The organism is Roseateles sp. GW835-FHT13E02, from assembly GCF_058794035.1.
Genome location: NZ_JBXAGJ010000023.1, coordinates 38,666 through 53,326, shown reverse-complemented (window position 1 = coordinate 53,326; position 14,661 = coordinate 38,666). Strand labels below are relative to the sequence as shown.

The following is a 14,661-nucleotide window of genomic DNA, read 5'->3' as shown; positions in this document are numbered from 1 at the left end:
TACTCATCCGGGAAGCCCATCAACCCTGGGCCGCAGAAGCATGGGACCATAACGCCACAAATACAGGGCAAATGCCAAGGTCCAGCACAGGGCAGACAGCCAGACCGCCCATAGCAAGGCCGCCGGCAGCAGCAGCGGCAGAAACACCCGCAGCACTGCGGCCGCAAGCAAGGCCAAGTAGGCCGCCGTCTCCACCGGCCCAGCTTTCAGCGGCCGACCCGTGTGCCCGAGGGCGGTGCGCGTGATCATGCCCAGGGTCATCAGTCCGATCAGGCCCACCGTCAGGGCATGGGTCGCAGAGGCCGCGGGCAGCCAGTCCAGGGTCGCCGCTGCACGCAGAGCCAGGTGCAGCAAGAGCCAAGCGTAGGCCGCGTGCAGCACCCAGACCAAAGGGTTGCCCAGGGTCTTCCAAGGCTGCCAGAGCGCGAAGCGCAAGCTGTGCGCCAGCAAAGCCGGCAGCAGCGCCAGAAGCATCACGGGGCCACTCAAGCCCAGTGCGTCGCAGGCGGCCAGCAGCAGCAGCGCCGCCAGTGCGACGCGCTCCAGGCGAGGCTCACGGCGCGCGTTCATGCCGGGCACACCATTGTTGGAGAACATGGGCAGCACTCGGCCGGCCATGACGGCAATCATGAACAAGAGCAAATCGAGCGCAAAGGGCAAGCCCAGGCCTTGAAAAGGTGCCACCGGCAGCTGAAGCTCGGCCCACAGGCCCAACTGCCCGAGATGTAAAGCAGCGGTGGCCAAGCCCAGGGCCAGCAGCAAGCCGACAAAGAAGTAATTCCGCCGGTTGCCGCCTGCGTGCAGGGCACGCCACAAGCCCCAAGCCGCCAGCCAAGGCACGGCCACATTGACCGCCAGCGAGGCCCACAGCCAAGGCGTCAGCACCAGCACGCGGGCGAGCACCCAGAGCGCCGCCAGCGCCATCAAAGGGCGGCCCGTCGGCGTGGCCCGCCCCGACCAGTTTCGACCGGCCGTGAACAAAAAACCGATCACGATGGCCAAGGCATAGCCGAACACCATCTCATGGGCATGCCAGGCTGAACCGCGCAGACCTCCACTGGCCAGCAAGCCGCTGAATTGCAGCGCCCACAAAGGCACGGACAGCATGGCCAGCAAGGCGGCCAACAGATAAAACGGCCGAAAGCCCAGATCCCAGAGCGCCAACCCCTGGCCGGATCGGTGCCGCCGAGGCGGCTCCTGCAACTGAACGAACACAGTGCCCATCCTGCTCTCCTCCTGCCGCTTCGCTCAGCGGGCGCCGCTGCAGCAACCGCAGCAACTCTGGGCCACCAAGCGCCGACCGATACGAAGACGCCATTGCGTCGGACCAGCATCCAAAACCTCCCAATCGAACTGACCGGGCCACAAGGACTGGAACTGCTGCCTCAACGGAACAGGTTCATGGTCGCTGTGTAGCTCGAACCAAGCGCCGACCGGCAAGCTTTCAAAGTGCCGGAAGATCAGGACGTGGCGCTGCGCCGGGGCAACCAGTCGCACATCAATAACGGAGTGTCTGGCCGGCACGGCGCAGTGGTCGGAGTCGATGTTCATGCGAGATCCCTAATAAGTTGCATTCACAATGAATCTATTGTTTCGCAACCCGATCCGTAAAGCAACATATAAAATGCATCTTCTGTTTCGCCGCCATGCACTTCAGCGAACGGAATACGATGCGATGTGCACGGCGAGTCCTTGTCGGAGCGGAAGACAAGCGAGACAGCCCTTCGCGCAAAACTGCGGGCAGTAGTCCCTCAACTTTCAGAATGCTGTCAAACCAACGCTTGCGAGGGCGAACGACTGCAACGCGAAGCCGCCGCGACGCACCCGGATGCCAACGCAGCGCGTAATGGCCTCCAACGTCTGCTGGAAGAGCTCGCCGCGGCGCACCGGGGAAAGACGAGCAGCGTGTCGAGCTCGAGGCAGATCGCCGCGCGCATGCCGGCACTGCAGCGCGGCTCCAGGAGGCTCCCGCGCAGTTGGATCTTGGTAGCCAACAGCAGCAGCAGACGCAGGAGGCTTACAGCAGCGCCCTTGCCAAGGTGTGCCAGGCTGACACTGCTCCCACCTCATCCGGCAAGAGGGGTTTGCAAAATTGGAATACCTTCCGACCAGGACCAACGAGATGATCTGGCCCGGCAAGCGCACCGGTTAATTGTGGCCAGTGAATCGCCCCGGGTTTCGAGGAGGCTCCAACTCTGGAGAATGGAGCCATGAAGAAGTCCCCGAAGTTTTCGCCCGAGGTGCGTGAGCGTGCCGTGCGCATGGTGCTGGAGCACCGAGCAGAACACCCGTCGCAGTGGGCGGCCATCGAATCCATCGCCGACAAGATCGGCTGCGTGCCGCAGACCTTGCACACTTGGGTGAAACAGCACGAGGTCGATGCCGGCCAGCGAGACGGTGTCTCGACTGCGGAGGCTCAGCGCATCAAGGAACTGGAACGAGAGGTGGCGCCCGTTTGACGTAGAGACCGCGCACCATCTCATCCTCGGCGCGTCGCGCCCAGTCCTCAGCATCACGCTTGAGGCGGAAAGTCTTGGTGGCAGTGGGGAAGCCGGTCTTGCGGATGACGGCTTTCCAGTTCCCTGATTCGGTCTTGACGATGGTAGGCATGCAGGCTCTCGATTGGCACTGTCCCTGACCACTGTACCGAATTTGTACCTTTGGGTACTTTTCGGTGCGCAGCGGAGCGAAGAAATCGCCCGCAAACCCGCATGAATACTTGGTAGGCCGTACAGGACTTGAACCTGTGACCAAGGGATTATGAGTCCCCTGCTCTAACCAACTGAGCTAACGGCCCCCCGGGGGACTTGCGACCCTTGGAGAAAAGGAAAAATCGCCGGCCTTGCACCGGCGAAGCCCGCGATTGTATAGGGGGGAGCTGCGGGCGAGGGCTGGGGCCCCAAGGGGCTCGTGAATCGCGAGTCGTGAATGGTGAAGCAGCCTGACCCGCAGGTGTTCACCTGTTCACCCGTTCACTCATTCACCACGCGCGGGGTACGCGCCCGCCCCTCATTTCTGCGACAGCGCCTGACTCACCATCCTCGAGGTGATGTCCACGATCTGGATCATGCGGTCGTAGGCCATGCGGGTGGGGCCGATGACGCCCAGGGTGCCGACGACCTGGCCGTTGACCTCGTAGGGCGAGGAGACGATGGACAGCTCTTCGAAGGGCACGACCTGGCTTTCGCCGCCGATGTAGATGCGCACGCCCTCGGCGCGGCTGGAGACATCGAGCAGGCGCATCAACTGGGTCTTCTGCTCGAACATATCGAACAGGCGGCGCAGGCTGCCCATGTCGTTGGAGAAGTCCTGCACGGTGAGCAGATTGCGCTCGCCGGAGATGATGACGCGCTCCTGCTCGTCGGCCATGGCTTCGCTGCCCACCTGGACCGCGGCGCTCATCAGGCCGGAGATTTCGCTGCGCAGCTGGTCCACCTCGCTCTTGAGGCGCTCGCGCACGGCCTCGAGGCTCAGGCCGGCGTAGCTGGCGTTGAGGCGGTTGCTGGCCTCGGCCAGCTCGGCCTGGCTGTGGTCCTGGGCGGTGAAGATGACGCGGTTCTGCACATCGCCATCGGGCGAGACCATGATGACCAGCACACGGCGCTCGCCCAGGCGCAGGAACTCGATGTGGTGGAAGACGCTGGGCTTGCGCGGCGCGGTGACCACGCCGACGAAATTGGACAGGCTGGACAGCAGATGCGCGGCGCTGGCGATCACGCGCTGGGGCTGGTCGGGCTGGATCTGGGCCTCGATCGGCCGGTCATCGGGCACCACCAGGCCGGGCTGGGCGGTCAGCATGGTGTCGACAAAGAGGCGGTAGCCGCGCGCCGTGGGGATGCGGCCGGCGCTGGTGTGGGGGCTGGCGATCAGGCCCAGCTCTTCCAGATCGGCCATCACATTGCGGATGGTGGCAGGGCTCAGCTCCAGACCCGAGGCTTTGGACAGGGTGCGGGAACCGACAGGTTGGCCGTCCGCGATATAGCGTTCGACCAGGGTTTTCAGCAGGGATTTGGATCGCTCGTCGAGCATGGCGGCATTGTAGGGACTGGCGCCCGCCTTCAGCGGACTGACATAGTGCTGTGGTGTAATTCTTCGCTATGGCCAAACGTTTCCAACATGTGGCAATCGTCGGCAAACACCAGGCCCGCGGCATACGCCCGATTCTGGAGGAGATTGCCGATTTTCTGATGCGGCAAGGCCTCGATGTTTCCCTCGAAAGCGAAACCGCCCTCAACACCGGCATGACGGCCTTCGAGGCCTTGACGACCGAGGAGCTGGGCTCGCGCTGCGACCTGGCCATCGTCGTCGGCGGTGACGGCACCATGCTCGGTTTCGCGCGCGAGATGGCGCCGCATGGCATCCCGCTGGTGGGCATCAACCAGGGCCGGCTGGGCTTCATCACCGACATCTCGCTGGAGAAGTTTCAGGAAGCGCTGGCGCCGATTCTGGACGGCGATTTCGAAACCGAAAAGCGCTCCATGCTGGAAGGCTCGGTCTGGCGCGATGGCGAGAGCATCTTCGACGGCCTGGCCCTGAACGATGTGGTGGTCAGCCGCGGCGCCACCGCCAGCATGGTGGAGCTGCGCATCGATGTGGGCGACGAGTTCGTGGCCAATATGCGGGCGGATGGCGTGATCGTCGCCTCGCCCACCGGCTCCACCGCCTACGCCCTCTCGGCCGGCGGCCCCATCATGCACCCCAGCATCGGCGGCTGGCTGCTGGTGCCGATTGCCTCGCACACGCTGTCCAACCGGCCCATCGTGCTGCCGGACACCGGCGAGGTGCGCATGGAGATCGTGGCCGGCCGCGATGCCAGCGTCAATTTCGATATGCAAAGCCTGGCCAGCCTGCTGCACGGCGACCGCATCACCGTGCGCCGCTCGGCCCACCAGGTCTGCTTCCTGCACCCCAAGGGCTGGAGCTATTACGCCACCCTGCGCCGCAAGCTGCGCTGGTATGAAGGGGTGAGCTGAACCATGTTGCGACGCCTGAGTCTGCGTGACTTCGTCATCGTGCCCGAGCTGGAACTCGATTTCGGCGCCGGTTTCTCGGTGCTGACCGGCGAAACCGGCGCCGGCAAGTCCATCCTGATCGACGCGCTGCAGCTGGCCCTGGGCCAGCGCGGCGATGCCGGCGTGGTGCGCGAAGGCGCGGCGCGCGCCGAGATCTCGGCCGAGTTTGACTGCCCCGCGCACCTGAGCGGCTGGCTGGACGAAGCCGGTTTTGAATCCGAGGGCGCCAGCTTGCTGCTGCGCCGCGTGATCGACAGCCAAGGCAAGAGCCGCGCCTGGATCAATGGCAGCGCCGCCACCGTGAGCCAGCTGCGCGAGCTGGCCGACCGCCTGCTGGACATCCACGGCCAGCACGCCTGGCAAGGCCTGACCCGCCCGGCCTCGGTGCGCGAGCTGCTGGACCAGTACGCCGACCTCGACACCCGCCCCCTGGCCGCCGCATTCGCCGACTGGAAGCGCGCCAGCGAAGCGCTGGACGCCGCGCAGACACGCCAGAACGAGCTGCTCAGCGAGCGCGAACGCCTGGCCTGGCAGATCGGCGAGATCGACCGCCTGGCCCCGGGCGCCGACGAGTGGGACGAACTCAATGCCGAGCACCAGCGGCTCTCGCATGCGCAATCGCTGCTCGACGCGGTGCGCGCCGCGCTGAACGCGCTCAGCGAAGCCGAGGACAGCACGGCCGAAGGCCTGACCGGCGACGCACTGGACCGGCTGGAAGATGTGCTCGAGTACGACGCCCGCCTGGCCCCGGCCGTGGAAGCCCTGCGCGGCGCCCAGGCCCAGATCCAGGACGCCAGCCACACCCTCAGCGCCTATCTGCACAAGGCCGATGGTGAACCCGGCCGCATGGAAGAGCTGGACGAGCGCGTCTCCGCCTGGCTGACCCTGGCCCGCCGCTACCGCCGCCCGCCGCAGGAGCTGCCGGCCCTGCATGCGCAGTGGCGCGAGGAGCTGGCCGCGCTGGACGCCGCCACCGATCTGGCCGCCCTGCAAACCAGCCTGGCCGCAGCCCGCAAGGCCTTTGATGCCGAGGCCCGCCGGGTCAGCGCGGCGCGCGCCAAAGCAGCCCCGGCCCTGGCCAGCGCCGTCACCGCCGCCATGCAGCTGCTGGGCATGAACGGTGGCCAGTTCGACATCGCCCTGCTGCCGCAGGAACAACCGCAAAGCTACGGCCAGGAGTCGGCCGAGTTCCTGGTGGCCGGCCATGCCGGCAGCGCACCGCGGCCGCTGGCCAAGGTGGCCTCGGGCGGCGAGCTCTCGCGCATCGCCCTGGCGATTGCCGTGACCACCTGCCAGAAGACCGGCACCGGCGTGAATGCCGGCGTGGGCACCTTGATCTTTGACGAAATCGACGCCGGCGTCGGCGGCGCCGTGGCCGAAACCGTAGGCCGGCTGATGAAGCAGCTGGGCCGCAGCCGCCAGGTGCTGGCCGTCACCCACCTGCCCCAGGTGGCGGCCTGTGCCGACCACCATCTGGTGGTGGCCAAGGCCTTGCGCGGCGGCCAGACTTGCAGCGATGTACAGCCGGTGCTGGGCGAAACCCGCGTGGCCGAAATCGCGCGCATGCTGGGCGGCGAGCGGCTCTCCTCGGCCGCCCAGGCCCATGCCCAGGAGATGCTGGACCTGTCGGCCCTGGACGCAGCGAACACGAGCCCTTCTTCACTCTCTTCCCCCTCTTCTCCTTCCGCCGGCAAGGCCAAGAAAGCACGTTCATGAGCACGACGACATCCCCCTACGATGCCGCCCAAGCCGAAGCCAGCTCGGTGGTCCTGGTGACCGGCATGTCCGGCGGCGGCAAGTCGCTGGCCATGCATGCGCTGGAAGATGCCGAGTTCTTCTGCGTGGACAACCTGCCGGCCGAGCTGCTGCTGGACTTCCTCAAGCTCGAAGCCCAGCGCGGCGAGCGCCGCGTGGCGATTGCGGTCGATGTGCGCAGCGCCGGCTCCCTGCCCCTGCTGCTGCCCCTGTTCAAGCAACTGCGCGCCTCGGGCGTGTCCATCCGCTCGATCTTTCTGGATGCCAACACCGAGACCCTGATGCGGCGCTTCTCGGAAACGCGCCGCCCCCACCCGCTGCGCATCGACGAGACCAGCCAGTTCGGCGAGCTGGACGGCGGCGAATCGCGCACCCGCGGCGGCCACGGTGGCTCGGACAACGGCCACCGCGCCCTGCTGGAAGCCATCGAGCTGGAACGCGAGATGCTCGCCGCCCTGCGCGTGGAATCCACCGTGCTGGACACCAGCCAGCTGCGCCCGGCCCAGCTGCGCGCCTGGGTGCGCGATCTGGTGCTGGCGCCCAGCAACAAGCTGACCCTGGTGTTCGAGTCCTTTGCCTTCAAGCATGGCGTGCCCAGCGATGCCGACTTTGTGTTCGATGTGCGCGTGCTGCCCAACCCCTATTACGACCGCGAGCTGCGGCCGCTGACCGGGCGCGACAAGCCGGTGGCCGATTTCCTCCAGGCCCAGCCCGAGGTGCAGGTGATGTTCAAGCAGATCGGCGAGTTCCTGAACCGCTGGCTGCCCAACTTTGCCGCCGATCAGCGCAGTTATCTGACCGTGGCCATCGGCTGCACCGGCGGCCAGCACCGCTCGGTCTATCTGGTCGAGACCCTGGCCCGCCTGTTCGGCAAGCATGGGCCGGTGCTCAAGCGCCACCGCGAGCTGGACGCGCGCTGAGCGCCTTTTTCACTCTCGCCATGAAAAAAGCCCCGCATGCGGGGCTTTTGTCTTTGTGAGGCGGAAGCTCAGAAACGGTAGCTGGCCTTGAGGCTCAGGAAGCGGCCGCGCGGGTCGCCCTGGCTGTAGTCGTAGCTGCCGGTTGAGGCATCCCAGGGCAGCTTGGCATCGCTGAGGTTTTGCAGGGTCAGCGTGGCCTGCAGCTGGCGGCTGAGCTGCCAGTCCACATTCAGATCCACGGTGTTGATGGCGCGCACACGCTCGGCGATTTCGGGCCGCGGGCGGTAGGTTTGGGTGTAGCTGCCCACGCGGTTCCAGCTCAGGGTGCTGGTCCAGTCGCCCAGGGTCCAGACTGCGCTGGTGCTGCTGCGCCAGGCCGGCAGGGAACCGAACTCATTGCTGCCCGCGCCGTTGACAGCGGCCTCGCCTTCGGCCGGCGGCAGGGTGAACTGCAGCAGGCGGCTCAGCTGGGTCTTGAGCTTGAGGCGGCCGGCGCCGCCGAGCGCGAAGCTGCGGCTGGCCTCGATGTCAAAGCCCGAGACGCGGCGCGTGCCCTGGTTCTTGAACTGGCGGGTCAGCGAGACGATGCGGCCCTGCTCGTCGCGCAGCACGCGGCCGGGCAGGCGCGCCTCGTTGGCGATGATGAAGTCGGCCGTCTCGGTGTCGATCAAGTCCTTCTGGCGGATGTTGAAGTAGTCGACGCTGATCTGGCTTTGCGCATCGGGCGAAAGCACCACACCGAAGTTGAAGTTATTGGCCCGCTCGGGCTTGAGGTTCGGGTTGGCGGCGGTCAGGTTGGTGACGCCGCGGGCCACGGTGGGCGAGATCGGATCACGCGGGTCGATCACCGAGCCGTAGCTGACGCCGGTGCTCTGCGTGATCTCGGGCAACGAGGGCGCGCGGAAGCCTTGCGAGACATTGGCGCGCAGCACCATGCTGTCCAGCGGCTGGAAGCGCAGGCTGGCCTTGGGCGAGACGGCGGAGCCGAAGTCGCTGTAGCGGTCAGCGCGGGCGGCGAGATTCAGGCTCAGGCTCTTGAGCAGGGGCACATTGAATTCCGCAAAGGCCGCGCCTACCGTGCGGCCGCCCTGGATGATGTTGATGGCCGGGCGCAGCTCGGTGCCGCTGAGCACCTGCTCCGAGGTGCGCGAATCCATGGTCTCGCGGCGCAGCTGCACACCCAGCGCAAAGCTCAGGGAGCCGGCCGGCAGGCGGGTCAGCTCGGTCGAGGCGCTGGCGTCCAGGGCGATCAGCTCGGCGCTGGCCGGGCGCAGGGTGGAGATGCGCAGGGCCTGGCGCTGGGCCTCGCTGTTCAGGCTCTGGTCGGCGAAGTTGTAGCTGCCGGCCTTGAGCGCGCGCTCGAATTCATAGCGGTTGCCAAAGTTCTGCACCGTCTCGCGCAGGCGGCTGCTGGACTGGGTGAAGGAGGCCTCCCAATCCCAGGCGCCCGTGGTGCCGCGGGCACCGGTCAGCACGCGCTGGAACTGCACGGCGTCTTGCTTGAAGCGGGTGCCCAGGTCGAACAGGGTGGCGTTCAGCACGGCCGAGCCGCTGGCCGGGTAGTTGGGATGGTTCTTGGGCAGGACGACCGAGATGGTGTCCAGCGACTGGGTCTTGTCGTTCCAGGCGCGCAGGCTGCTGGAGACCGACAGCGGCGCGCCGAAGATCAGATCGGCCCGCGAGCTGCCCAGCAACAGCTCGGCATAAGCCTCGACGTCCTCCGTCAGGCGCCAGGTCGCGCGGGCCGAGCCGTGGTAGCGCTCGGCACCGGGGATCAGGGTCTTGTAGGCGGCCGGGTTGTAGGCCAGCACGGTGCCGGTCTTGCCGGGGGTCAGGTCGCCGTAGTTGATCAGTTGCAGCGGGCCTTGCACGCCGCCGAGCTTGTTGGTGGGATCGCTGCCGAGGTAGTTGGTCGCCACCCAGGCCAGGGTGCCGCCGGGCTCGCTGCGGAAATCGTTGTCGCGCAGCCAGGCGACCTGGCTCTGGTCCAGGCGGTCGCGCTTGAGTGCGTCGAAGCTCAGCGTCAGGTTGAAACCCTCGCGTGCCAGATCGCCGAAGCCATGGCGCAGCTCAAAGCTGCGCTCGCTCTGGCCCGTGCCCTCGGTCGAACGGCCCAGGCCCACGCGGGCCTCGGTGCCCTGGAAGTCGTCGTAGAGCACGATATTGACCACGCCGGCGATGGCGTCCGAGCCGTAGATGGACGAGGCGCCGTCCTTGAGCACATCGATGCGGCGCACGGCGGCCAGAGGCAGGCTGTTCAGGTCGGTGAACACATCCTGCATGTTCTGCGCCGTGGCATAGGGCGCCACGCGCCGGCCGTTGACCAACACCAGGGTGTTCTGCTGGCCCAGGCCGCGCAGGGACAGGCCGGCCGTGCCGGCGGAGAAGCTGCCGGTGAACTGCTCGTTGAAGCTGTTGCCGCTGTTGGCGGCGATCAGGCGCAGCACCTCGGGCAGGCTGGTCTTGCCGCTGGCCTTGATGTCGGCCGCGCTCAGCACCTGCACCGGGTTGGCGCCCTCGCGCTTGAGGCTGACGATGTTGGAGCCGGTGACGGTGACGCGCTCCAGGCGCTTGGCGCCCTCGGGCTCGGCGGTTTGCGAATGGGCGGTCGGCAGAAAGACCGCGGCCAGGGCGGCGGCCAGGAGAGAAGGCTTCAGAGACATGATGGGTGACAGCTAAAGGATCGAAACGAGATGAAACCTGCGCAGCAAAAGGAGGCAGGGCAAAGCCGAGCCAGCGGCAGCGCCGATCGGTCGCTGCGCGGGGCACACGGAGAAAAACGGGCGTGGTGAAGCCGTCTGCATGGGCTGCCGGGGGGCAGCTGCAGAGCTTCAAACGGAGGGGGGATTTGTGAGGCGGGCGGAGGGCGCCGCGGCTGCAGCCGTCGCGTCGACGGTCAGCGCAGCTCGGCCCCGCTGCCGCGGCCGGCCATCAACACATTCGGCCGATGGGGGCGCGGGTTGGACCCGGGAGGGTCATCAAATCAACAAACTGCAAAGCGAGGGATGGCATCGCGGGGGCTCTTGTTCAACTGCACGCTCTTGTTGGCGCCCCTGAAATTTAGTGGAAACCCTTACTTCACCCAAACAATAAAAACTTGTTTGCTTATGCATACCGCTTAGATACCACCTCGCGGATCGCTGGCGGCGAGCCTCAGCGCTCAGCCCAGCAGCTTCTTCAAGGGCGCCGGAAGGCCGTAGCTGGCCAGCGCCTCGCGCGCCACCCATTGCCCTTGCTGGCCGGCGCGCTGCGCGGCCTCGGCACCCAGCACCGCGCGGCGCGGGTGCAGCACCCAGTCCAGATGGGTCAGCGCATGCTCGATGCGCGGCAGCACATCGGGCGTGGCGCCCAGGTTTTTCGCATGCGATTGCAGCTGCGCCTCGTCCTCGAACAAGGGCAGGCTCCAGAGCCCGGCCCAGACGCCGGTGTCCGGCCGCTGCTGCAGCAAGACCTGACCCTCATGCTCCAGCCACAGCCACCAGTTCTCGCGCCGGCTGCGCTTGAGCTTGCGGGTCTTGATCGGGAACTGGGTGGGCTCGCCCGTCTTGCGCCCGGCGCACAAGGTCTCGGCCGGGCAGATCAGGCATTGCGGCGAACGCGGCGTGCAGACCGTGGCGCCCAGATCCATCAGCCCCTGCGTGTAGGCCTCGATGCCTTCCGCCGGCAGCAAGGCCTGGGCATGCTGCCAGAGCAGCTTTTCCTGCGCGCTGCTGGCCAGGTCGCCTTGGAAGGCCAGCAGGCGGCCGAGCACGCGCTTGACATTGCCGTCCAGAATGGCGATGCGCTCACCGAAGCAAAAAGCCGCAATCGCCGCGGCGGTGGAGCGGCCGATGCCGGGCAGCTCCTGCAGCTCGGCCGCGGTCGACGGGAAACGCCCGTCGGGCCGGTCGGCCACAGCGCGCGCGCAGGCATGGAGGTTGCGCGCCCGGCTGTAGTAGCCGAGGCCGGCCCATAGCGAGAGCACCTCATCCAGCGAGGCCGCACCGAGATCGGCCACGGTCGGGAAGCGCTCGAGAAAGCGCTGGTAATAGCCCAGCACCGTCGTTACCTGGGTCTGCTGCAACATGATCTCGGACAGCCAGACGCGGTAAGGGTCGCGCGTCTTCTGCCAGGGCAGCTCGTGCCGGCCGTGTCGCTTTTGCCAGGCCACCAGGCGCTCGCCAAACTCCAGCGGCAGCACGGTCGCATCGCCGGCTGCGGTCTTCTTCGTCATCTCTTTTGGCATTGGGGACAGAAAAACGTGGAGCGGGCGCCCTGGACGATGCGGCGAATCGGCGTGCCGCAGACGCGGCAGGGCTGGCCTTCACGGCCGTAGACCTGGGCCTGCATCTGGAAGCTGCCGGCCACGCCGTGCGCATCCTTGAAATCCCGCAAGGTGCTGCCGCCGGCTTCCAGCGCCTGCGCCAGCACCGCACGCACGGCGGTGGCCAGGCGCGCGGCGCGCGGGCGGCTCACTTTGCAGGCCGCCAGGCGTGGGTCGATGCCGGCCAGGAACAAGGCTTCGCAGGCGTAGATATTGCCGGCGCCGACGACGATGTCGCCAGCCAGCAAGGCCTGCTTGACCGCCACGCGCCGGCCGCTCAGACCGGCATGCAGATGGGGGCCGTCGAAGCGGGCGTCGAAAGGCTCCAGCCCCAGGCCAGCCAGCAGCTTGGCGGCCGGGTCGGCCTCCAGGCCCGGCGACCAAACAACGGCGCCGAAGCGGCGCGGGTCATTCAGGCGCAACAAGCCGCGGTCGGTTTGCAAATCAAAGTGGTCGTGCGCGCCGGCCGGCGCTGAGGCATCGGCACTGAAGCCCAGGCTGCCCGACATGCCCAGGTGCAGCAGCAAGCCGCCCGGGGCGAGCTGCGAACTCAGCGGCAACCACAAATATTTACCTCGCCGCGTGGTGGCACCCACGCGGGCGCCAACCAGGCGCTGCGGCTCCAGGCCCAAGGGCCAGCGCAGCGGCTTGCCCAGGCGAACCGACTGCACTGTGGCGCCGCAAATGGCATCGGCAAAGCTGCGGCGGGTGACTTCGACTTCGGGGAGCTCGGGCATGGCGGCGATCATATCGGTGCAGAATGGCCGCAGCCCGCGTGTGCCTAGCCCGGGCTTTGTGATCACGCAGGAGCTTGTTGCATGCCCGAATTCGTCCGCCGCCGCCCCCAATTGAACGCCAGCCTGCTGGTGCTGCTGGCGGCCGGCCTGCTTCACGGCCTGGCAGGCGCCGCCAGTGCGCCGTCCCGTGCACCCGAAACCCCGGCCGCGCCCAAAAGCGACGCTGCAACTGCTGCCACCATCCACAACTCCGAACTCGACGCGCCGCTGTTCTACCAGCTGCTGGTCGGCGAGCTGGAACTCAGCACCGGGCAGACCGGCGTGGCCTACCAAGTGCTGCTGGACGCCGCCCGCCGCACCAAGGACGAAGAACTGTTCAAACGCGTGGTCAACATCGCCCTGCAGGCTCGTGCTGGTGACCAGGCCCTGAGCGCCGCACGGGCCTGGCGCGAGAGCCTGCCGACCTCACTGGCGGCGCAGCAGATGACCATCCAACTGCTGGCACTGCTGAACCGCCCGGCCGAGGTGGTGGAGCCGCTGCGCGCCCTGCTGGCCCTGAACCCACCCGAGCTGCGTGGCGCGGTACTGGCCGGCCTGCCCCGCCTGTTCCAGCGCGCGCCCGAGCCCAAAAAGGTCTTGAGCGCGCTCGAGCCCCTGCTGCACAACGCCAGCCAGGCCAAGGAAACCCGCGTGGCCGCCCAGGTGGTGTTGGCGCGCCTGGCCCTTTCGGCTGGTGACAGCAAGCGGGCCCTGGAGCTGACTCAGTCGCTGAACCAGCAATTCCCCGAAGGCGATGACGCCATGCAGCTGGCCCTGGAGCTGATGCCCAACGAGCCGGCGGCCGAGGCCTTGATCCAGGCGCGGCTGCAGGCCTCGCCCGATGACACCAAGCTGCGCCTGGCCTACGGCCGCGCCCTGGCCCGCGCGCAGAAGCCGTCGGACGCAGCGCGCGAGTTCCGCGCTGTCACGCTGAAGGACCCCGAGCAACTGAGCGCCTGGTTCGCCCTGGGCACGCTGGAGCTGGAGCTGCGCCAGGCCGAAGCGGCCGACCATGCCTTGCGCGAGTACCTGCGCCGCCTGGACCTCGCCGCCGCGAAAGAGGCCAAGGAACCCGGAGGCGCAGCCAAGGAGACGAGCGACAACAGCCAGGCCGAGTTCAACCAGGAGGCCCGCCAGCAATCCTGGTTGATGCTGGCCCAGGCGGCCGAGCTGCGCGGCGACCTCAAGGGCGCCGAAGCCTGGTTGATCAAGGTGGACAGCCCGCAGCGCCGCTTTGAGGCCCAGTACCGCCGCGCCTCGCTGATCGCCCGACAGGGCCGCATGGCTGAGGCACGCAAGCTGCTGCAAGGCCTGCCCGAAAACACCCCCGATGCGCTGCGCGCCAAGGTCATGGCCGAATCGCAGCTGCTGCGCGACCAGCGTGAATGGAAGCAGGCCTACGAGCTGCTGGCCCGCGCCACCGAGCGCCTGCCCGAGGACGCCGATCTGGTCTACGAGCAATCGATGATGGCCGAGAAGCTGGGCCAGCTTGACGAGATGGAAGTCCTGCTCAAGCGCGTGATCGCCATCAAGCCCGATCACCACCACGCCTACAACGCCCTGGGCTACTCGCTGGCCGATCGCAACATTCGCCTCGACGAAGCGCGCGGCCTGATCGCCAAGGCCCTGAGCTTCGTGCCCTCCGAGCCCTTCATCCTGGACAGCATGGGCTGGGTGGAGTTCCGCCTGGGCAACAAGGAAGAAGCGCAGCGCCTGCTGCGGCTGGCCTTCGAGGCGCGACCCGATGCCGAGATCGCTGCCCACCTGGGCGAGGTACTCTGGGCCAGCGACAAGGCCGAGGAAGCGCGCCGCGTCTGGGCCGAAGGCCTGAAACGCGACCCCAAGAACGAAGCGCTGCTGGACACGCTCAAGCGCCTCAAGGTCAAACCGTGACC

The 14,661-nt window shown here is 67.2% G+C and carries 11 protein-coding genes, 1 tRNA gene and 1 pseudogene; 5 read left to right on the top strand and 8 right to left on the bottom strand.

The window, feature by feature from the left end:
- Positions 1 to 3: 3 nt before the first annotated feature.
- Together AC1Q6P_RS19980 and AC1Q6P_RS19975 are read right to left on the bottom strand one after the other, a co-directional pair.
- Positions 4 to 1,224 carry an NnrS family protein gene (locus tag AC1Q6P_RS19980; RefSeq protein WP_492665640.1) on the bottom strand — a complete coding sequence of 407 codons (1,221 nt, stop codon included), beginning with the start codon at positions 1,222 to 1,224 and terminating at the stop codon, positions 4 to 6.
- Positions 1,225 to 1,248: 24 nt separating this feature from the next.
- A complete protein-coding gene (locus tag AC1Q6P_RS19975; RefSeq protein WP_492665639.1) occupies positions 1,249 to 1,551 on the bottom strand; it encodes a DUF2249 domain-containing protein in 303 nt (100 codons plus the stop codon).
- Between the two features lie 659 nt (positions 1,552 to 2,210).
- On the opposite strand from AC1Q6P_RS19975, the pseudogene AC1Q6P_RS19970 reads away from it, so the two are divergent.
- Positions 2,211 to 2,447, top strand: a pseudogene (locus tag AC1Q6P_RS19970) (transposase); the annotation flags it as partial.
- Here AC1Q6P_RS19970 and AC1Q6P_RS19965 read toward each other — a convergent pair.
- From AC1Q6P_RS19965 to hrcA, 3 genes are all read right to left on the bottom strand, one after another.
- Positions 2,425 to 2,610, bottom strand: a complete 186-nt coding sequence (locus AC1Q6P_RS19965) for a hypothetical protein (protein WP_492665638.1) — start codon at positions 2,608 to 2,610, stop codon at positions 2,425 to 2,427. The pseudogene AC1Q6P_RS19970 and the gene AC1Q6P_RS19965 sit on opposite strands and share 23 nt — an antisense overlap.
- A gap of 110 nt (positions 2,611 to 2,720) precedes the next feature.
- Positions 2,721 to 2,797: transfer RNA gene (locus AC1Q6P_RS19960), tRNA-Ile, on the bottom strand.
- Positions 2,798 to 3,009: 212 nt separating this feature from the next.
- Positions 3,010 to 4,029, bottom strand: coding sequence for a heat-inducible transcriptional repressor HrcA (gene hrcA / locus AC1Q6P_RS19955; RefSeq protein ID WP_102767963.1), 1,020 nt, complete (start codon positions 4,027 to 4,029; stop codon positions 3,010 to 3,012).
- A gap of 68 nt (positions 4,030 to 4,097) precedes the next feature.
- On the opposite strand from hrcA, the gene AC1Q6P_RS19950 reads away from it, so the two are divergent.
- Genes AC1Q6P_RS19950 through rapZ form a run of 3 tightly spaced genes read left to right on the top strand, consistent with a single transcriptional unit; the run spans position 4,098 to position 7,687 of the window.
- Positions 4,098 to 4,973 (top strand): NAD kinase, encoded by an 876-nt coding sequence (locus tag AC1Q6P_RS19950; protein ID WP_102767964.1) that lies wholly within the window; start codon positions 4,098 to 4,100, stop codon positions 4,971 to 4,973.
- Positions 4,974 to 4,976: 3 nt separating this feature from the next.
- A complete protein-coding gene (gene recN, locus AC1Q6P_RS19945; RefSeq protein ID WP_492665637.1) occupies positions 4,977 to 6,728 on the top strand; it encodes a DNA repair protein RecN in 1,752 nt (583 codons plus the stop codon).
- The gene (rapZ, locus tag AC1Q6P_RS19940) at positions 6,725 to 7,687 is read left to right on the top strand and encodes an RNase adapter RapZ (RefSeq protein WP_102767966.1); all 963 of its coding nucleotides are present in this window, start codon (positions 6,725 to 6,727) and stop codon (positions 7,685 to 7,687) included. The genes recN and rapZ overlap by 4 nt, the downstream gene beginning before the upstream one ends.
- Positions 7,688 to 7,755: 68 nt before the next feature.
- Here the strand turns inward: rapZ and AC1Q6P_RS19935 are convergent, their stop codons facing one another.
- From AC1Q6P_RS19935 to mutM, 3 genes are all read right to left on the bottom strand, one after another.
- Entirely contained in the window at positions 7,756 to 10,350 is a 2,595-nt protein-coding gene (locus AC1Q6P_RS19935; RefSeq protein ID WP_492665636.1) for a TonB-dependent receptor, read from the bottom strand.
- 497 nt (positions 10,351 to 10,847) lie between these two features.
- Entirely contained in the window at positions 10,848 to 11,900 is a 1,053-nt protein-coding gene (gene mutY, locus AC1Q6P_RS19930; RefSeq protein ID WP_492665635.1) for an A/G-specific adenine glycosylase, read from the bottom strand.
- Positions 11,897 to 12,727: a bifunctional DNA-formamidopyrimidine glycosylase/DNA-(apurinic or apyrimidinic site) lyase gene (mutM, locus tag AC1Q6P_RS19925; protein ID WP_171827567.1), complete on the bottom strand. Its 831-nt coding sequence runs from the start codon at positions 12,725 to 12,727 to the stop codon at positions 11,897 to 11,899. The genes mutY and mutM overlap by 4 nt, the downstream gene beginning before the upstream one ends.
- Positions 12,728 to 12,808: 81 nt before the next feature.
- Here mutM and AC1Q6P_RS19920 point away from each other — a divergent pair, with 81 nt between their 5' ends.
- Entirely contained in the window at positions 12,809 to 14,659 is a 1,851-nt protein-coding gene (locus tag AC1Q6P_RS19920; protein ID WP_102767969.1) for a tetratricopeptide repeat protein, read from the top strand.
- Positions 14,660 to 14,661 lie beyond the last annotated feature (2 nt).